At 69.5% G+C, this 19,243-nt stretch carries 13 protein-coding genes and 1 pseudogene; 11 read left to right on the top strand and 3 right to left on the bottom strand.

Features of this window, described 5'->3' with window-relative positions:
- The first annotated feature begins 20 nt into the window (after positions 1-20).
- The 3 genes from ACOBQB_RS22960 to ACOBQB_RS22950 are packed head-to-tail and all read left to right on the top strand — an operon-like array spanning position 21 to position 3,836.
- Entirely contained in the window at positions 21-1,778 is a 1,758-nt protein-coding gene (locus ACOBQB_RS22960; protein ID WP_423594023.1) for an N-6 DNA methylase, read from the top strand.
- Positions 1,718-2,635, top strand: a complete 918-nt coding sequence (locus ACOBQB_RS22955) for a hypothetical protein (RefSeq protein ID WP_423594022.1) — start codon at positions 1,718-1,720, stop codon at positions 2,633-2,635. The genes ACOBQB_RS22960 and ACOBQB_RS22955 overlap by 61 nt, the downstream gene beginning before the upstream one ends.
- Complete coding sequence (locus ACOBQB_RS22950) at positions 2,628-3,836, top strand: restriction endonuclease subunit S (RefSeq protein ID WP_423594021.1); 1,209 nt, start codon at positions 2,628-2,630, stop codon at positions 3,834-3,836. The genes ACOBQB_RS22955 and ACOBQB_RS22950 overlap by 8 nt, the downstream gene beginning before the upstream one ends.
- A 122-nt stretch (positions 3,837-3,958) precedes the next feature.
- On the opposite strand, the gene ACOBQB_RS22945 is transcribed toward ACOBQB_RS22950, so the two are convergent.
- Complete coding sequence (locus ACOBQB_RS22945) at positions 3,959-4,141, bottom strand: DUF397 domain-containing protein (RefSeq protein ID WP_423598681.1); 183 nt, start codon at positions 4,139-4,141, stop codon at positions 3,959-3,961.
- 247 nt (positions 4,142-4,388) lie between these two features.
- Between ACOBQB_RS22945 and ACOBQB_RS22940 the strand changes: the two are divergent.
- The 8 genes and pseudogenes from ACOBQB_RS22940 to ACOBQB_RS22905 form a co-directional block, all read left to right on the top strand.
- Positions 4,389-4,694 (top strand): annotated as a pseudogene (locus ACOBQB_RS22940) (hypothetical protein); the annotation flags it as partial.
- Positions 4,695-4,875: 181 nt separating this feature from the next.
- Positions 4,876-7,278: a type I restriction endonuclease subunit R gene (locus ACOBQB_RS22935; protein ID WP_423594020.1), complete on the top strand. Its 2,403-nt coding sequence runs from the start codon at positions 4,876-4,878 to the stop codon at positions 7,276-7,278.
- Positions 7,279-7,289: 11 nt separating this feature from the next.
- Positions 7,290-8,477 (top strand): type I restriction enzyme subunit R domain-containing protein, encoded by a 1,188-nt coding sequence (locus ACOBQB_RS22930; RefSeq protein WP_423594019.1) that lies wholly within the window; start codon positions 7,290-7,292, stop codon positions 8,475-8,477.
- Between the two features lie 5 nt (positions 8,478-8,482).
- Positions 8,483-9,259, top strand: a complete 777-nt coding sequence (locus ACOBQB_RS22925) for a M48 family metallopeptidase (protein WP_423594018.1) — start codon at positions 8,483-8,485, stop codon at positions 9,257-9,259.
- A gap of 189 nt (positions 9,260-9,448) precedes the next feature.
- Positions 9,449-10,390 (top strand): serine hydrolase, encoded by a 942-nt coding sequence (locus ACOBQB_RS22920; RefSeq protein ID WP_423594017.1) that lies wholly within the window; start codon positions 9,449-9,451, stop codon positions 10,388-10,390.
- Between the two features lie 87 nt (positions 10,391-10,477).
- Positions 10,478-14,200: an ABC transporter ATP-binding protein gene (locus ACOBQB_RS22915; RefSeq protein ID WP_423594016.1), complete on the top strand. Its 3,723-nt coding sequence runs from the start codon at positions 10,478-10,480 to the stop codon at positions 14,198-14,200.
- A gap of 141 nt (positions 14,201-14,341) precedes the next feature.
- Entirely contained in the window at positions 14,342-14,749 is a 408-nt protein-coding gene (locus tag ACOBQB_RS22910) for a hypothetical protein (RefSeq protein WP_423594015.1), read from the top strand.
- 89 nt (positions 14,750-14,838) lie between these two features.
- Positions 14,839-16,311 carry an aminopeptidase gene (locus ACOBQB_RS22905; RefSeq protein WP_423594014.1) on the top strand — a complete coding sequence of 491 codons (1,473 nt, stop codon included), beginning with the start codon at positions 14,839-14,841 and terminating at the stop codon, positions 16,309-16,311.
- 53 nt (positions 16,312-16,364) lie between these two features.
- Here the strand turns inward: ACOBQB_RS22905 and ACOBQB_RS22900 are convergent, their stop codons facing one another.
- Together ACOBQB_RS22900 and ACOBQB_RS22895 are read right to left on the bottom strand one after the other, a co-directional pair.
- Positions 16,365-17,054, bottom strand: a complete 690-nt coding sequence (locus ACOBQB_RS22900) for a hypothetical protein (RefSeq protein ID WP_423594013.1) — start codon at positions 17,052-17,054, stop codon at positions 16,365-16,367.
- A gap of 142 nt (positions 17,055-17,196) precedes the next feature.
- Positions 17,197-19,095: a glycoside hydrolase family 3 protein gene (locus ACOBQB_RS22895; RefSeq protein WP_423598679.1), complete on the bottom strand. Its 1,899-nt coding sequence runs from the start codon at positions 19,093-19,095 to the stop codon at positions 17,197-17,199.
- Between the last annotated feature and the right edge of the window lie 148 nt (positions 19,096-19,243).

The following is a 19,243-nucleotide window of genomic DNA, read 5'->3' as shown; positions in this document are numbered from 1 at the left end:
AGGTCGTAGGGAGTCGGTAAGTGGCCAAGCTCACGCTCGCCCAGCTGGAGCGGCATCTCTTCGCCGCCGCGGACATTCTCCGAGGCACGATGGACGCCTCTGAGTACAAGGACTACATCTTCGGGCTGCTCTTCCTGAAGCGGGCCAATGACGAGTTCGAGGCGGCGCGGGAGGAGATCAAACAGTACGCGGCAAAGGAGCTCGACCTCGAGGGTGAGGATCTGGACAGCTACCTGGAGCGGCCGTCCGAGTACCGCCAGCGCGATGTGCTGTTCGCGCCGGCCGAAGCCCGCTGGCAGGTGATCTCCGCCGCTGCCTCCAACATCAACGAGAGCGCCCTGCGACCTGCCCTCCAGGCCCTCGAAGGGCAGAACGACAAGCTCAAGGGCCTCTTCGACCACCTCGACTTCAACCGCATCGGCGGATCCGGTGCCGCCTCAGGCGCGGCCAAGCTCGCCGACCAGCGGCTCAGGCTGCTCATCGCCCACTTCGGACGCATCCGGCTGCGTACGGACGACTTCGAGTTCCCCGACCTGATCGGTGCCGCGTACGAGTACCTGATCAAGGAGTTCGCGGACTCGGCGGGCCGCAAGGGCGGTGAATTCTACACCCCGCGTGCCGTGGTCCGCATGATGGTCGAGCTACTCGCTCCGAAGCAGGGCATGCGGATCTACGACCCGTGTGTCGGCTCGGGCGGCATGCTGATCCACGCCAAGGAGTACGTGGAGGAGCACGGCGGCGACACCTCGGACATGTTCTTCGCCGGCCAGGATGCGAACAGCGGCTCCTGGATCATGTCGACGATGAATATGGTCTTGCACGGCGTACGCCGCTTCGACCTGACCACCGGCGACACCCTCGCGCACCCCACTCATGTGCCGAAGTCGGACGCGGACCGTTTCGACGGAGTGCTCAGCAATCCGCCGTTCTCCATGGACTACGTCCTCGAAGGGCTGGCACACCGGACCGAGCGCACCAAGTATGGGGCGACGAGCGAGCGCGGCAAGGCCGATCTGATGTTCCTCCAGCACATGCTGTGGGAGACGAAGCGGGAGGGGCGCGGTGGCATGGTCATCACGGTCATGCCGCACGGGGTGCTGTTCCGAGGCGGCGGTGAGCAGGCCATTCGTACGCAGCTGTTGGAGGACGATGCGGTTGAGGCCGTCATCGGCCTGGCTCCGAACCTCTTCTACGGAACGGGCATCCCGGCCTGCATCCTGGTGCTGCGCCCGCCGGGGAAGCGGACGAACAAGGGTGTTCTGTTCATCAACGCGGACCGGGAATTCCATGCGGAGCGCGCGCAGAACGTACTGCTGCCCGAGCACGTCGAGAAGATTGTGTCCACATTCCGCTCGTGGGCGGAGGTGCCGGGCTTCTCGCGGGTCGTGAGCCGCGAGGAACTGGCCGCCAACGACGACAACCTCAACATCCGCCGTTACGTGGACAACACGCCGCCGCCCGAGCCGCAGGATGTGCGGGCCCACCTGGTGGGTGGGGTGCCGCGCGCGGAGATCGAGGCGAAGAAGTCGCTGCTCGACGCGTACGGGATCGGGGTCGGGGACCTGTTCATGGAGCGGAGCCGGCGGACCCGGCGCACGTGGACTTCCGGGGGGAGGGCGAGCGGCCTGACATGGGCGAGCTGGCCCGGCCCCGGGAGGAGGCGCTGCGGGAGGCGTTCACCGCGTGGTGGGCTGCGGAGGCTCAGGAGCTGGAGGCGGTGGCGGCGACCAAGGAGTCTCTGGCCACGTCGACGGCATCGGAGCGGAAGGCCGCGCTGATGCGGGTGCGGGCGTCTCTGATGGAGTCGTTCGTGGAGCGGCTGAGCGAGGTCGGACTTCTTGACCGGTACGCGCTGGCGGGAGCGGTCGCCGGGTGGTGGTACGAGGCCAAGTACGACCTGATGGCGTTGTCCGAGAACGGTTTCAAGGGCGTGATCGACGGTTGGGTCGAGAACGTGGAGACCATGCTCGCGGCGGAACAGGACCCCCGGACTAAGAAGCTGCGTAAGCGGACGGCGGCCGAGCGGCGCCAGGCGTACGACCACAAGGTGGTCGCGGCGATCGCGCCCGACTTCTTGGAGGAGCTGGCGAAGGCGGACGCGAAGAAGGCGAAGCTGGACGTTCGGCTGAAGGAACTGGAGGGGCGGGTACCGGGTTCCTCGTCCGGGGAGGAGGGTGACGAGGGCGGGGGCGAGGCCGCCCCGGACGTCGATGACGCGGTGGACGCCCAGGAAGTGACGCTCTCCGTCGAGGAGTTGGAGAAACTGCTGGCCGAGATCGCCGTCGTGAAGAAGGACCGGACGAAGGCCAACGCGACGATCAAGCGGCTGGAGGCGGAATTCTGGTACCAGCCGTACCCGAGCGACCCGCCGAAGCTGGGCGAGGAGCCGCCCCGCTTGTTCCAGGCGCGGGACGAACTCGGGGAGGAAGGGCGACGCCGGGTGGTGCTGGACCTGTTGCGGGATGACCTGGCGGCGAAGCTGGAGGGTCATGTGGTGCGGTGGCAGCGGGAGTTGGTGGCGTCTTATGAAGTGTGGGAGCGGAAGTATGGGGTCTCTTTGCGGGAGATCCGGGAGGGGCGGGAGCGGGCTGCCGGAGATTTGGATGGGTTCCTGAGGGGGTTGGGCTATGCGTGAGGTCGTTCAGGTGAAGCTGCGAGATGTTGCTTCACGAGTGGCCGTCCGCAATTCAGTCGGCAACACCAATGTCCTGACGATCTCTGCCGCCCATGGGCTTGTGAATCAGGAAATCTTCTTCAATCGTCGGGTAGCAGGAGCTGATCTGTCGCAGTACTACCTGTTGCGGGAAGGAGATTTCGCTTACAACAAGAGCTATTCGACGGGCTGGCCGGTTGGAGTGGTGCGCCGCCTGGAGCGCTATAGGGAAGGGGTTGTTTCGCCGCTCTATATCTGCTTCCGTCCGAACCCTAAGCGTGTTAACCCATCATACCTACAGTATTATTTCGACTCCGGTTTGCTAAATAAAGATATCCAGTGGATCGCAAAAGAGGGGGCGCGTAATCATGGGCTTCTGAATGTGGGAGTTGAGGATTTCCTCGATCTCCGCTTGGAGCTGCCAACACTCGCGGTGCAGCGGCGGATTGTTGAGGTGCTCGATAGTGTTGCGGCGCTGGAGCGTGGCATTGAGGAGTCGATCGCCAAGCTTCGCAGTGTGCGGCAGGGAGCGTTGCTGGCATCGTTGGAATCCGTTGGCCGCAAAGAGCCTTCATCGGGTTGGGCTCGTGTGCCGCTCAAGGACGTCGTTCCTGTGGCCGAGTACGGGATCTCCGAAGCGCTCGATAGGAACGCCGGCGGTGTTCCGGTGTTGCGCATGAACAACATCCAGGGCGGCCGCGTCGACGTGGGGGAGCTTCGGTATTGTCCGGTGGCGGTCCCTGAAAGGCTTTATCTCCGCCAGGGTGACGTCCTGTTCAACCGGACCAACAGTATCGATCACATCGGCAAGGCGGCGCTGTGGCGTGACGAGCTACCGCGAGCGACCTTTGCGTCGTATCTGGTGCGCCTGAATCCGGATGTGCGACGGGTGCTCCCCGAATACCTTGTCGAATGGTTGATGCATCCTGTGATCAGGCAGCGGGTTCGGGCTATCTCTACCGTTGCTGTGCAGCAGGTGAATGTAAATCCCTCCCGGCTGCGGAACATGGATATCGACCTGCCGAAATCGCTGGATGAGCAGAGGGAAATTATCGCTACGCTCGAAGCCTGTGATGCGCAGATTTCCCGTGAGTCGGAGGAGTTGGACAAGCTCCGCAAGCTGAAGCAGGGGCTCGTGGATGACTTGCTCTCCGGACGAGTCAAGGTGGGGATGGTCGCCTGAGGTCGGAGGCGCGTCCCAGGTAGGGCAGGTTTGGAGAGTGTGACGCGGAGGCTGTCCACACTCATCGAGTGGGGGCATCAGTCGGTGAGGTGTCCGGACTTGATTGCCGTGATGAATGAGGATCAGTCCGTCGTCGGAAAGACCAGTGCGGGGCCGTGCGGGGCCTTGGAGTCGCGGATTGGGACGCCCATCGGGTGGCCGTCCAGAACCTCGAGGCAGCTGCCGCCTTCATTGCCGCTTTTCGCCGTATCACCCGCCTCGTAGAACCACTGTTGCGGTTCCTGCTGCCTGCCTCCGGGCGCCACCGCCTCGCGGGGGCGGAGCCGGCCGGCATGCGGGACGTGTCCGCATGCAGCCGCTCGCCGCGCCGCCCCCTCCCCTACGACACCATCCTGGGCGGTGAATACAGCTCTCTCGTCCACCCTTACCTCCTCTCTCCCGAACAGCGCGTGGAAGCCAAGCGTCAACGCTCCCGCCGCCGCGCCTTGTGGCTCGCCGTGCACGGCGTCGATGTAGGCCCCCGCCACATCCACGGCTTGAGGTGGCCGCCGCATGATCGCATCCGAGGCCCCCTCCGCCGGCGCAACCGCTCCTCGCCTCCATCCCTGGTCCACACCAGAGGGCAACCCCTGCTACCTCATCGGCGACGGAACCCCCGGCCATGTCTCCCGTATCGCCGACAGCATCGAATCCATCCAGCTCGGCATGGCCGACGAACTACTCGGTCATGTCGACGACTTGGCTGGTGACCCGAAGGCCACCGCACCCCAGCTCCGCTACCTGGCCGCCCGCATGGCCGAGTCCCTGCGAGACGTGACCCGAATCGCCCGCAGCCGCAAAGCCCGCCTCCCCGTACCCGCGTATGACGACGATCCCGAAGAGGAGGTCGACGAAGAGGAAGAGGGAGACGAGGAGAGAGGAACGGACAGGGGCCGCACCAGCTGGGCCCCGGATTCCCCTCCCGGACTCCGCACCCAAAGCGCACAATGGACCACCAGGGCATTTGTGCGAAGAGAGGCGCGGGTTCACGGTGGCACAGGTGGAGCGGGACGAGGTGGAGCGGCCGTTCGTCGCGCAGTTGAAGGCCATGGGGTGGCGGCACCGGTCCGGCGCGGATATCGGCGCGCTCGACGCCGGCATGCCGCTGCTCAAGGGAAAGCTGTCCGAGGCGCTGCGGCGCATCAACCTCCGCGCCTCTGACGGCGCGCCGTGGATGGACCGCGACGACATTGAGCGCTCCATCCGAGAGCTCGCCTCCGTCCCGCTCGGTCAAGGCGTCTTCACCGCCAATCTCGCCGCGACCGACCTTCTGCTCAACGGGCATGTGCTCAGCGCACCCTCCGCCGAGCACGGTGGGCCCTCCGCCACCGTGCAGTACATCGAGTGGGACCCGGATCGCGGCGGCCTCAACGACTTCACGGTCGTCGACCAGCTCCGGTTCGTGAACAGCTCCGGCGAGCTCTCCGTTCTCGATATCGTCCTCTTCGTCAACGGCATCCCGCTCGTAGCCGTGGAGTGCAAGAGACCCGATCTTGCTGAGCCGATCCGTGAGGCCGTTCTGGATCTGCGGCACTACGCGGGCGATCCGCTCGACGAAGACGACGACGACGTCCGGGCAAGCACCGAGGCGACGGCGCCCGCCGGAGTGCCCGAACTTTTCCGGACCGTGCAGCTCCTCGTCGCTGCCAGCGGCGACACCGCGCACATGGGAACGATCAGTTCCACCCCCGCACACTTCCACCCCTGGCGCAGCATCCAGCCCGAGGAAGAGAGCAGGCTGCGGGGGGAGTTGCGTGACGCGGGTTTGCTCGCACCCGACAACGACCGGAACCCCGCCCGCCCTCGGCCCCTCACCGAACAGCAGAAGCTCGTCGGTGTCGTGCTGCGTCGGGCGGCGTTGCTCAACGTCGTACGTCACTACATCATCCCGCTGCCCGTCGAGTCCGATGACGGGGCTGTGCGGCTTGTCAAGGCTGTGGCCCGGCACCAGCAGTACCGTGCAGCCGAGAAGGCCGTACGCAGGCTGCTGACCGGCAAGACCCGGCCTGAGACCGGTGACGAGGACGAGCGCGGCGGCGTCATCTGGCACACCCAGGGCTCCGGCAAGAGTCTGACCATGACGTTCCTTGTGCGTCGGGTTCATTTGCATCCCAAGCTCAGCCAGTTCATGGTCGTGGTCGTCACTGACCGGACCCAGTTGCAGCGTCAGTTGACGCGGACGCTGAAGCTCAGCGAGTCTGATGTCGAGACGGCCACCACCCGTACGCAGTTGGAGGGGCTGCTGAGGGACGGCGGGCCGCGCGTCGTCTTTGGGATGATCCAGAAGTACGGTGCCGGGCTGACCTTCTCCGGGGAGGCCGATTCGGAGGCCGACGACCGTAACCTCGTAGCGGAGTTCGAGCAGACCAAGAAGTCGAAGAAGGTCAGGGGGAAGGGCAAGGCCAAGAAACGGGAACCCGACTTCCCCGAGTGCAGCACCTCGTCCGACATCATCGTCCTCGTCGACGAGGCCCACCGCTCACACACCAGCTTCCTGCACGCCGCCCTGCGCAAGGCGATCCCCAACGCCGCGAAGATCGGCTTCACCGGAACGCCCATCGTCACCGGCCGGGAAGAGGACACTCGGCGGATCTTCGGACGCGGCGACTCCGAGCGCGGCTTCCTCGATGAGTACCGGATGGAGGACGCTGAGCACGACGGCGTCGTCGTACGTATCCGCTACGAAGGGCGCACCGGGGAGGGCGATGTCCGGGACGGGGCGAGCCTGGACCGGAACTTCGACGACCTGGTGCGGGATCGTAGCCCTGAGGAGCGGGCAGCCCTCCTCAGACGGTGGCCCACGGAGCGGGATGTCGCCGAGTCCGTGCCGATGATCGCGGCAAAGGCCGACGACATGTTGGAGCACTGGGTGACAACAGTGTTGTCCGGCGGTGGCTTCAAGGCCCAGGTCGCGGCCGTCAGTCGGAAGGCGGCCGTTCAGTACCACCACGCGTTGCGGGCGGCGCGCGATCGGCTGCTTGCCGATCTCGACGGCTACGACCCGGCGTCCGTGGCGGGTATTCCGCCGGAGAAGCTCGGGGGCGGCTTCGGTACCTCCACGAGGCGTACCGCTTCCGGTCGCTACTTCGCCGTATCGACTTCGTGCCGGTCATTTCGTCGAGTGCCGACGACAAGCGCGGCCGGTGGGCCGAGTGGACCGACGGCAAGCGGCAGGAGGCGTACATCGAGCGCTTCCAGAAGGGGTTCCCGCAGCCGACGCCAGAGCCCGAGTGGGTGGCAACGACGCCCTTGTACCCGCCACCCGCGTCGAGTGACGGGCACCATGGCGCAGGCTCGGGGACCGGCAATGCTCCCTGGTCCGAAGCCCCGGCAGTCGAACAGGAAACCCAGCGGCGGACCGTTCCCGACCCTGTGCACCCGGAAAGCCCCATCGCCTTCCTGATCGTGAAGTCCATGCTGCTGACGGGATTCGACGCCCCGCGCGAGCAGGTGCTTTACCTGGACCGGCCGATTAGGGACGCCGAACTGCTGCAGGCTGTCGCTCGCGTCAATAGGCCGTACCCGGGCAAGGAGATCGGGTACGTCGTGGACTACTACGGCATCTTCGGACACCTCACCGAGGCGCTGGCGGGATACCGAGACGCCGATGTCGACGACACCATGCGCAGCATGTCCGAAGAGGTCGACGCCCTGAAACCGGCCGCCGACAAAGTGCGTGCCTTCCTGCTCCGGAACGGCGTCACGGACGCGGACCTGCCCGACCCCGTCCGGCTGCGGGACGCCCTGGCGCGGTTCGACGCGGAAGACGACCGGTTCGGCTACGACGAGGTTCTGCACGCCTTCCTCGCCACCATGGAACGCGTACTGCCCCATGAAGAGGCTCTCAACTACGTCGCGGACGCCCGGCGGTGGGCCCTGCTTCAGAAGCGCATCCGTCGCCTGCATCGGGACGGCGATGGCGGGACCTTCACGATGCGTCGATACGGCCGCAAGGTCCGGGCCATGATCGCCGACCATCTGGAGGGACCCGAGATCGAGCAGGCGATCCCGCCGGTCTCGATCGCCGCGTACGGCTTCGACGACGCGGTACGCGCACTGCCGGCGAAGGACGCCGCGGCTGAGATGGGTCACGCGCTCCGCTTCCACCTGGAGGAGCGCGTCAAGAGGGAGGACCCCGAGAAGTACGCCCGGCTCTCCCAGCGGCTCGAAGAGATTCTGCGGGAGATCCCCGGCCGCTTCGAGGAACAGGTGGAGAAGTTCAGGGAGCTGATCGACGAGGCCAGGCAGGAGGACGAGGAGGACCCCGCGCTCGCCGGTCTCTCCCCGCTGGAACAGAAGGTCTACCGCCTGGTGGAGCAGCTCGTGGCGGAGAGTCCCGGGATCCGCCGTACCGTCGACGATGTCCGCCCGCTCGTGAGCGCGGTCTGCGACACGGCGGCCTACACCATGGCCAAGGCCTCTTACCAAGGGCAGCATCAGGACATCACGACTCTCGCCAGTGCTCTCCAGACCGACTTGATCAGGGGAGGGCTGAGACCGGCCGGAGGCGACTGGACAGCCTTGGAAGCGGCGGCTCAGCGACTCGCCGCGTACGCGCAGGACAACCGGGCGAGGTTCCTGGGCAGGGCCCGGGGAGAATAGAGGGTGTGACCGTCCTCGCCGAGAATCAGACCGCTCCTGTCGACGGTGAGCTGCTCACCGTCGACGGCTTGGCCCTGCGGATTCGGGTCAGCCCACGCAGAAAGAGGTTTGCACTCACCGTCACCCCCGATGCCAGTCTCGTCCTGCACGTGCCCGGAGAGCGGACGGCCCGGGAGGCGGAGGGCTTTGTACGTGAGCACCGGTCGTGGCTGGTCACCAAGCTCGCCGAGCGGGAGCGTGTCCGGCCGGTCAACACGGCGAAGCGGCTGATCGACGGGGAACTATTCCGCTATCTCGGCAGGACGTACCGGCTAGCCCTCTCGGACGGCGAGGAGGCGGACGTCCGGGTCAGGCTCGTGGCGGGGCGGCTGGTCATGGGACGGGCTATGGCCGAGGACCCGGAGGTGGGGCGGGCGGCGTTGGTCGACTGGTACTGCCGGACCGGCCGGGCCTGGACGCGGGGCCGGCTCCAGCCATGGGCAGCCCGGATGGGGGTGGCCGAGCCAAGGCTTGAGGTGCGAGATCTCGGACAGCGGTGGGGTTCCTACCGCGCGCCGGGTGGTTCAGGGCAACCGGGCCTGGTGAGCCTCGGATGGCCGCTTTTCCAGCTCCCCATGCACTTGATCGACTACGTCATCGCGCATGAGCTGGCGCACGTGGCCGTCCCAGGACACCGTGCGGATTTCTGGCGGCTCGTGCGGATTGCCCTGCCCGAGTACGAGCAGCGCAGAGCGGATCTGGATGAGCTGGGGCGGCGCATGTGGATGGGAGAGATCGCTTAGCGCCGTTGTCCGCTCTGGTCCATCTTCTGTGCCTGCCCGCCCCGACCATCTGCATCGACCAGCGGCTTTCCGTACAACCTTCTCCACCCCCGGCGAGTCATGTGGGGCGAGCGCGCCGGGGGCGCGCTTGTACGGGCCCACGGGGGATCGGGGGATCCCGTACGGATTCAAGGGGATGGGAAAGACTTCATGACGCACCACCCGGTATCCGGGATATCCCGGCGCGCCCGCCTGCTCTCCGGCGGGCTCGCCGCAGGCGTCCTCGTGCCGCTCGGCGCCGTCGCGGGCTCCGCGCCCGCCGTCGCCGCGCCCGCGCCGACGGTCAGCTGCACCTCCGCGCAGGCCGGCCTCGCCGCCAAGCTCACCAAGGACATCACGGCCGCGCTGAAGAACCGTAAGGGCACCATCGCGGTCGGGCTGCACGACCGCGCCACGAAGACGACCTGCACCCTGCGCTCGACCACCTCGTTCGACTCGGCCAGCGTCGTCAAGGCGACCGTCCTCGCCACGCTCCTGTGGGACGCGAAGAAGACCGACCGGAAGCTGACCGAGCGCGAGTCGGACCTCGCGCACGCCATGATCACCACGTCGGACAACGGGGCGACCAGCACGCTCTGGCGCCAGCTCGGCACCGGCAAGATCAACGCCTTCCTCAAGGCCGCCAAGATGACGAAGACCGTGCCGGGCTCCGGCGGCTACTGGGGCCTGACCCGGATCAACGCGGCCGACGAGCAGAAGCTCCTCGCGCTGTTCACCGCCAAGAACTCCGTTCTGAGCGACAACGCGCGCGCCTACATCCTGAAGCTGATGGGGAAGGTCGTCTCCTCGCAGCGCTGGGGGACGCCGGCGGGCGCGCCCGCCGGCGTCGACATACACGTCAAGAACGGCTGGCTCCAGCGGTCGACGCACGGCTGGCGCGTGCACAGCATCGGCGCCTTCAAGGGCGGCGGCCACGACTACACGATCTCCGTGCTGACGCACGGCAACAGCACCATGAACTACGGCGTCGCCACGATCCAGGGCGTCGCCAAGGCCATCCACAAGGACCTGACGCCCCAGGCCCCGGCAGCCGCGCGCTACGTCCCGACGGACACGCCGCGCGAGGCGTTCGTGGCGGTGCCCGGCAGCTGACGTAGCGCCGTCTTTGTTGCGGCGGGATGAAATCCGCCTCCCGCCGTGTTGGGCCTCTCGGCAGGTCAGGTCTACGGGAGGCAGCACGTGACAGAGCAACGGGGATGGGCGCGACGGCTCACCGGATACGCCTGGCGGTATCCGAAGGACGTCGTGCTCGCGCTCGGCTCCTCGCTCGCCGGCATGGCCGTCATGGCCGTCGTCCCCCTGATCACCAAGGTGATCATCGATGACGTCATCGGGGAGGACGGCCAGGGCGGCGGCCACTCCATGGGGCCCTGGGCGGGGGCGCTCATCGGCGCCGCCGTCCTCGTGTACGTCTTCACCTACATCCGCCGCTATTACGGCGGACGCCTCGCCCTCGACGTCCAGCACGACCTGCGCACCGAGATGTACGGGACGGTCACCCGGCTCGACGGGCGGCGCCAGGACGAGCTGTCCACCGGGCAGGTCGTCGGCCGCGCCACCAGCGACCTCCAGCTCATCCAGGGCCTGCTCTTCATGCTGCCGATGACCATCGGCAACATCCTGCTCTTCGTGATCTCGCTGGGGATCATGGCCTGGCTCTCGCTGCCGCTCACCCTCGTCGCACTCGCCGTCGCCCCCGCCCTGTGGTTCATCGCCCGCCGCTCCCGCACCCGCCTGCACCCCGCCACCTGGTACGCGCAGGCCCAGGCCGCCGCCGTCGCCGGAGTGGTCGACGGTGCCGTCAGCGGCGTACGCGTGGTGAAGGGCTTCGGGCAGGAGGACCAGGAGACCGGGAAGCTGCGGGAGGTCGGGCGCAAGCTCTTCGCGGGCCGGATGCGGACCATCCGCCTCAATTCCCGCTACACCCCCGCCCTCCAGGCCGTCCCCATGCTCGGCCAGGTCGCCATGCTGGCCCTCGGCGGCTGGCTGGCCGTGCGCGGAGAGATCACGCTCGGCACGTTCGTCGCGTTCTCCACCTACCTCGCGCAGCTCGTCGGCCCTGTGCGCATGCTCGCCATGGTGCTGACCGTGGGGCAGCAGGCCCGCGCGGGTGTCGAGCGCGTGCTTGAGCTGATCGACACCGAGCCGAGCATGAGCGACGGCACCAAGGAGCTGCCCGCCGACGCCCCGGCCACCGTCGAGTTCGACGACGTCGGCTTCGCGTACGAGGGCACCACGAAGACACAGCCCGTCCTCGACGGGCTGACCTTCCAGATAGCCCCCGGCGAGACCCTCGCCGTCGTCGGCTCCTCCGGCAGCGGCAAGTCCACCGTCTCGCTGCTGCTGCCCCGCTTCTACGACGTGACGCACGGTGCCGTCCTCATCGGCGGCCACGACGTGCGCGAACTGACGCTCGACTCCCTGCGCTCCGCCATCGGGCTCGTGCCCGAGGACTCCTTCCTCTTCTCCGACACGGTCCGCGCCAACATCGCGTACGGCCGCCCCGACGCCACCCAGGAGCAGATCGAGGCCGCCGCGCGCGCCGCCCAGGCCGACCGGTTCATCTCCGAGCTGCCCGACGGGTACGACACCACGGTCGGCGAGCAGGGGCTGACCCTCTCCGGCGGCCAGCGCCAGCGCATCGCGCTCGCCCGCGCCATCCTCACCGACCCCCGCCTGCTCGTCCTGGACGACGCGACCTCGGCGGTGGACGCGCGTGTGGAGCACGAGATCCACGAGGCGCTGCGCGGCGTCATGGCGGGCCGGACCACCCTCCTGATCGCGCACCGCCGCTCCACCCTGAACCTCGCCGACCGCATCGCCGTCCTCGACGGCGGACGCCTCGCCGACATCGGCACCCACGAGGAGCTGGAGGAGCGCTCCGCCCTCTACCGGCGCCTGCTCACCGACCCCGACGAGCTGGGCGGCGTCTCGCCCGGCCACGCGCTGCGGGCCGACGTGCCCGAGGACACCTCCGTACGGGAGGAGCTGGACGCCGAGTTCGACGCGGAGCGGGGCATCACCCCCGCCCTGTGGACCGGCGACCGCGAACCCCGGGACACCGCGCTGTCCGGGATGCCGTCCACGCCCGAGCTGCTCGCCCAGGTGGACGCGCTGCCCCCGGCCGACGACAAGCCCGGCATCGACGAGGCGCGGGCCGTGCGCCCCGAGGAGTCGTACGGCCTGCGCAGGCTGCTCGGCGGCTTCGGGCCGCCGCTGCTGCTGAGCCTGCTGCTCGTCGCCGTCGACGCGGGCATGGGCCTGCTGCTGCCCGTCCTGATCCGGCACGGCATCGACGAGGGCGTCAACCAGCTCGCGCTGGGCGCCGTCTGGGCCGCCTCGGGGCTCGCGCTCGCCGCCGTCGCCGTGCAGTGGACGGCGCAAACCGGCGAGATGCGGATGACGGGACGCACCGGCGAACGGGTCCTGTACGCGCTGCGGCTGAAGATCTTCGCGCAGCTCCAGCGGCTCGGGCTCGACTACTACGAGCGGGAGCTGACCGGGCGCATCATGACCCGGATGACCACGGACGTGGACGCGCTGTCCACGTTCCTCCAGACGGGCCTGGTCACCGCCTTCGTCTCCGTCGTCACGTTCTTCGGCATCATGGTCGCGCTGCTCGTCATCGACGTGGAGCTGGCCCTCGTCGTCTTCGCGACGCTGCCGGTGCTCATCGTCGGCACGTACTTCTTCCGCAAGTCGAGCGTGACGGCGTACGAACTGGCGCGCGAGCGTGTGTCGGCCGTCAACGCCGACCTCCAGGAGTCCGTCGCCGGGCTGCGCATCGTGCAGGCCTTCCGGCGCGAGCGCTCCGGTGCCGAGCGGTTCGCCCGCAACAGCGACAGCTACCGCCAGGCCCGCATCCGCGGCCAGTGGCTGATCTCGGTCTACTTCCCGTTCGTGCAGTTCCTGTCGTCCGTCGCCGTCGTCGCCGTACTGATCGTGGGCGCGGGCCGGGTCCAGGCGGGCACGCTGACCACCGGCGCGCTCGTCGCCTACCTCCTCTACATCGACCTGTTCTTCGCGCCCGTCCAGCAGCTCTCCCAGGTCTTCGACGGCTACCAGCAGGCCACCGTCTCGCTCGGCCGCATTCAGGAGCTTCTCCAGGAGCCGACGTCGACCAAGGCCGCCGAGAAGCCGTTGGGCGTGCCGTCGCTGCGCGGTGAGATCGCCTTCGAGGACGTGCGGTTCGCGTACAACGGCGAGGAGGAGGCCCTCGCCGACGTGCGGCTGCGGATACCCGCCGGGCAGACCGTCGCCTTCGTCGGCGAGACCGGCGCGGGCAAGTCGACGCTGGTCAAGCTCGTCGCCCGCTTCTACGACCCCACGGGCGGGCGCGTGACGGTGGACGGCACCGATCTGCGCGACCTGGACCTGACTGCGTACCGCCACCGGCTCGGTGTCGTGCCGCAGGAGGCCTACCTCTTCGCGGGCACCGTCCGCGACGCCATCGCCTACGGGCGGCCCGGCGCCACCGACGCCGAGGTCGAGGCCGCCGCCCGCGCGGTCGGCGCGCACGACATGATCGCCACCCTGGACGGTGGCTACCTCCACGAGGTCACCGAGCGCGGCCGCAACCTCTCCGCCGGTCAGCGCCAGCTCATCGCGCTGGCCCGCGCCGAGCTGGTCGACCCCGACATCCTGCTCCTCGACGAGGCCACCGCCGCGCTCGACCTCGCCACCGAGGCGCAGGTCAATCAGGCCACCGACCGCATAGCGGGCAGGCGCACCACGCTGGTCGTCGCCCACCGCCTCACCACCGCCGCCCGCGCCGACCGCGTCGTCGTCATGGACCAGGGGCGCGTCGCGGAGGACGGTACGCACGAGGAACTGCTCGCGCGCGGCGGGCGGTACGCCGAGCTGTGGCGGACGTTCGTGGGCGAGCCGGTGGAGATCGCCTGAGCCGAGCCGAGCCGGCAGCGGGGCAGAAGGGGCGGGGCAGAAGGGGCGGGGCAGAAAAACCGGGGGTTCCCGCAACCACAGGGGCGGTGGGCTGCGTCCGTACATCAGTACGTTGATGCCGCAGGGGCGGGAGGGGAAACCGTGAGCAGTGGTCGCGGCCGAGGTCGCATACGACGGCGGCTGACGCTCGGCGCCGCCGGGCTCGCCGCCTCCCTCCTGCTCGCCCTCGCGGGCCCCGGCGTCGGCGCCGCCCACGCCCTCGCGGGCCCGTGCGTCGGCCACAAGGTGCGCACGCTGCCCTTCAGCACCGGCAAGGTCGAGGTCTTCAAGACCCGTGGCTACGTCTGCGCCGTGACCACCGCCAAGCGTGCCGGTGCCCGCAAGGCCATGTCCGTCAGCGTTCAGGCGCGCGGCAGCCGCCCCGTGCGCGACAAGGGGCGCTACACCCGCCGCGCTGGCCCGGTGACGGTGCACGCGGGCCACCGGTGCGTGCGCGTGACGGGGTCGGTCTCCGGGCGCGGGGTCAGTACGGGCTGGATTCTCTGCTGACGTCCGCTGTCGCCGGATAACTCCCCCTGGTGTGGGCCCAGTTGCTCCGTTAGGTTCCGGGGCGTTGCTGTGTCGACAGGGGAGGGTGCATGCGCAAGATGCTCAGATGGCTGTTGTCGCTCGTGGTGCTGATAGGCACGGCGGGCGCGGCCGGAGCGACGACGACCGGAGCGGCCACGGCCGCGGAACCGGCCACGACCGCGGAACCGGCCTCGACCGCCGAGCCCGCCACGACCGGGACGACGGCCGGCACGGACATCAAGGACAGGCTGCTCGCGATACCCGGCATGAGCCTCATCGAGGAGAAGCCCTACCCCGGCTACCGCTTCTTCGTCCTGAACTACACCCAGCCGGTCGACCACCGCCGCCCCTCCAAGGGCACGTTCAAGCAGCGCCTGACGGTCCTGCACAAGGACACCAGCCGCCCCACGGTCTACTACACCAGCGGCTACAGCGTCTCCACGAACCCCAGCCGCCGCGAGCCCACGCAGCTCGTCGACGGCAACCAGGTCTCCATGGAGTACCGTTTCTTCACGCCCTCGCGCCCCGAGCCCGCCGACTGGTCCAAGCTCGACATCTGGCAGGCGGCCACCGACCAGCACCGCATCTACCAGGCGCTCAAGCCCATCTACGGCAAGAAGTGGCTGGCCACCGGCATCTCGAAGGGCGGCATGACCGCCACGTACTACGAGCGCTTCTACCCGCGCGACATGGCCGGCATCGTCTCCTACGTCGCGCCCAACGACGTCGTCGACAAGGAGGACTCGGCCTACGACGAGTTCCTCGCGAACGTCGGCACCAAGGAGTGCCGCGAGCGCATCCAGGCCGTGCAGCGCGAGGCGATGGTCCGCAGGGAGCCGCTGTCGCGCAAGCTCGCCGAATACGCCGAGGCGGAGGGCCACACCTTCAAGACCGTCGGCACGCTGGACAAGGCGTTCGAGGCCGTCGTCATGGACCTGGTCTGGGGCTTCTGGCAGTACCAGCCCGCGGCCACCGCCTGCGGCACCATCCCCGACGCGGCCACCATGACCGACCAGGACCTCTTCGACTACGTCGACTCGGTGGGCGGCTGGTCCTCCTACACCGACAAGGGCCTCACGCCCTACACGCCGTACTACTACCAGGCGGGCACCGAACTCGGCGCGCCCACCATCCGCCAGCCCTGGCTCGGCGACCTGAGCCGCTACGGCTATCAGCCGCCCCGCACCTTCGTGCCGCGCGACATCCCCATGCGGTTCACGCCGCGGGCGATGCGGGACATCGACACCTGGGTGCGGCACAACGCCCAACGGATGATGTACGTCTACGGCGAGTACGACCCGTACGGTGCCGAGAAGTTCCGTCCCGCGCGGGGCGCCGAGCACGACAGCCACGTCTTCACGGCGCCCGGCGCGAACCATGGGGCGACCGTCTCGCAGCTCGTCCCGGACGAGAAGGCGAAGGCCACGCAACGCATCCAGGCGTGGGCCGGGGTCGCGACGCCCTCGGGCAAGCCGCTGGCCCCGTACGACGCGAAGCTCGACCGGCGGGACGTGACGAAGGAGCAGACGTTGCGGCCATAGATCCAGCCCCTCCGGCGTTTGAGGAGCGGGGTCCGGGGCGGAGCCCCGTGCCGTCACACCCGCACGGCGCACCCGACGGGACGGGCCCCGCCCAGCGCCACGTACAGGGCGGTCGAAGCCCCGCAGGCCGCCCGGCTCCGCACCGCCGACGCCACGCGGTACTCCGGTTCCCGCTTCCCGGAGCCGTCGCAGGCCGTCTCCCGCACCTCGCCGCGCCCCGCGCCGTACACGCAGTCCCCGACGACGGTCCGCGGGCCGCCCCCGCCTCCGGGGTCGCCGGGGTGCGGGGGCTCCAGGTTCCGCATGCAGGCGTGGCCGCGCGGGACCGTGCCGTCGCCGTCCTCGTCGACGGCGGGCCTGCTCTCGCTGATGTGCAGCACGAAGTCCGTGCGCGCCGGGCAGGCGGGGCGCTGCCCGGCCCCGCCGTCGTGCCGGGCGACGACCCGCGCCGCCGCCCGCTCGCTGGTGCACGGCACCTCCGTGAACGTCTCGCGCCCCCGCGAACTGCACTCGCCGACGGCGAGGAACACCGCGCCGAAGCCGGTCGTCGGCCGCGAGGCCACCGGCGCCCGGTCGCCGCCGCGGCCCGCCCCCGGACCGCCTGAACCGCCGGAACCGCCTGAACCGCCGGACTTCTGACACCCGGTCACCCCGGTCAGCGCCACCGCGGCGGCGAGCAGCAGCGCGGCGAGCGTCGCCCCGGCCGTACGCGGCCGCCGTGCCGTGTTGGTGCAGGCAAGCATGGCCGTTCCCCCCGACATGTGTCCCCCGACATGCGCCCCCGCCATGTGCCCCCAGCGTGTGGCCCGGCGCGGCGGGCCACGCCAGCGGCACCGGGCGCTTTGGGGCATCGGGTGGTGGCGCGGCGGGGTCCCGGCGTACGCCTCAGTACGCCAGCCCGTGGCCGATCGGGTACAGCACCTGCGCCGGGTCGTCCGCCCGCCGCACCGGCACCGGCAGCCGGCCGCGCGGGGCGGCGCGGCCCGCGATCACCCGGGCGGCGGCGCGCAGCTCGACGTCCGTCCAGCAGTACGCGGCGAGCGCGGCGTCGACGGTGGGCAGCCGGGCCACGTCGTACGGGTTGCGGACGGCGAGGGTGATCACGGGGACGCCGGTGGCCTTGAGGGCGGCCACCAGGGCGATCTGGCCGTCCTCGGTTGCCGCCGGAGCCTTCTGGGCGGCGGGGCCTGTGTCCAGGGCGGTGTTGGCGGCCTGGGTGTTGTCGCGTGCCGTGGCGGTGTGCGTCGCGACGTTGTACGTGGTGACGAGCACCGCGTGCTTGCCCCGCGCCGCCGCCACGGCCTTCTCCACCGCCGTGGCGTCCGGGGCCGTGCCCGTGGACAGGGCCGTGGCCGTGAAGCCGAGGCAGGTGAGGGTGTCCGCGAGGACCGTGGTCGGAGGGCCCGTCGTACCGGACGGCGAACGCGGGTCTGCGCCCACCACCAGCACGTCGCGGTGCGTATCGGGCGAGAGCGGCAGCAGGCCCCCGGCGTTCTCCAGCAGCGTCGTCGTCGCCTCCGCGATGCGGTCGGCGGCGGCGAGATGGGCAGGAGACCCCACCACGGCGTCCACTGCGGAGCCCACCTCGGCGTCCACCGCGGAGCCCACCTCGGCGTTCTCCGGGGAGCCCACCTCGGCGTCCACTGCGGAGCCCACCGCGGCGTCCACCGCGGAGCCCACCTCGGCGTCCACCGCGTCCGCCGTGATCTCCTGGTGCGCGGCGCCGTCCTCGGGCAGCAGCCCGACCCGCGCCTTCATGCGCAGGACGCGCAGGACCGATTCCTCGACGCGCTCCTCCGTCAGCTCGCCGTCCCTGACGGCCCGGAGCACGGCGTCCCAGGCGACCCGCGGCTGCGGCGGGTTGAGCAGCTGGTCCACGCCCGCCTTGAGCGCGAGCACGGCCACGCGGTCGTCGCCGTACTTGGTGCGGACCCCGCGCATCGCCAGTGAGTCGGTGGTGATCACGCCGTCGTAGCCCAGCTCCTCGCGCAAGATGCCCGTCACGATCGGGTACGAGAGCGTCGCCGGATCGCCCGACGGGTCCAGGGCCGGCACCACGATGTGCGCGGTCATCACGGAGTCCACGCCCGCGGCGATCGCGGCCCGGAAGGGCGGCGCGTCGTAGCGGTCCCACTCCTCGCGGGTGTGGTGGATGTGCGGCAGGTCGGTGTGGCTGTCGTCGGTGGTGTCGCCGTGCCCCGGAAAGTGCTTGGCCGCGGTCGCGACGCCCGCGCTCCGGTAGCCCTCGATCTGGGCGGCCACGAAACCCGCGACGGCTTCGGGGTCGGCGCCGAAGGAGCGTACGCCGATGACGGGGTTGGCCGGGTCGATGTTCACGTCGGCGTCCGGGGCGTGGTCCTGGCGGATGCCGAGGGCGTGCAGCTCGGCGCCCGCGATACGGGCCGCCTCGCGCGCGTACTCGTGCGAACCGGAGGCGCCGAGGGCCATCGCGCCCGGCAGCAGCGTCGCCGGGGCGCCGACGCGGGCCACGGCGCCGTGTTCCTGGTCCACGGAGATCAGTACGGGGACGCCGGAGGGCAGGGCCTTCGCCGCGGCCTCCTGGATGCCGCGGGAGAGGGCGGCGATCTGGTGCGGGGAGCGGGTGTTGTGGGCCCAGCCGAAGTAGATGACGCCGCCGAGGTGGTAGCGGGCGATGAGTTCGGCGGCGTCGCGGACGCCGAGTTCCCTGAGGTTGGTGTCGACGTCGCCGTGGTCGGGATCGGTGGCCGTGTGCCCGTACACGTGCATCACGAAGAGCTGGCCGACTTTCTCCTCCAGGGACATCTTGGCGATGAGGCCGAGGAGCCGGTCGTCGTCGGGTCGGGACACGGGCGCTCCTGGTGGGGCCGGAGGAAACTTTCAGGGTTCACGGATATCCCGAAGATTTCTGCCGGTCAAGGACGGCGGGGTCTGTTCGGGACGGTCCGGCTGC

The sequence above is a fragment of the Streptomyces sp. G5(2025) genome, from assembly GCF_049542075.1.
Lineage (GTDB): Bacteria > Actinomycetota > Actinomycetes > Streptomycetales > Streptomycetaceae > Streptomyces.
The sequence above is the reverse complement of the archived record's forward strand: the minus strand, read 5'-3'. Positions and strand labels throughout refer to the sequence as shown.

Excerpts from the sequence above, each read along its gene's own strand:
- ACOBQB_RS22950 (WP_423594021.1), top strand. The coding sequence starts at position 2,628 with ATGCGTGAGGTCGTTCAGGTGAAGCTGCGAGATGTTGCTTCACGAGTG.
- ACOBQB_RS22930 (WP_423594019.1), top strand. The coding sequence starts at position 7,290 with ATGCTGCTGACGGGATTCGACGCCCCGCGCGAGCAGGTGCTTTACCTG.
- ACOBQB_RS22920 (WP_423594017.1), top strand. The coding sequence starts at position 9,449 with ATGACGCACCACCCGGTATCCGGGATATCCCGGCGCGCCCGCCTGCTC.
- ACOBQB_RS22905 (WP_423594014.1), top strand. The coding sequence starts at position 14,839 with ATGCGCAAGATGCTCAGATGGCTGTTGTCGCTCGTGGTGCTGATAGGC.
- ACOBQB_RS22900 (WP_423594013.1), bottom strand. The coding sequence starts at position 17,054 with ATGCTTGCCTGCACCAACACGGCACGGCGGCCGCGTACGGCCGGGGCG.
- ACOBQB_RS22895 (WP_423598679.1), bottom strand. The coding sequence starts at position 19,095 with ATGTCCCTGGAGGAGAAAGTCGGCCAGCTCTTCGTGATGCACGTGTAC.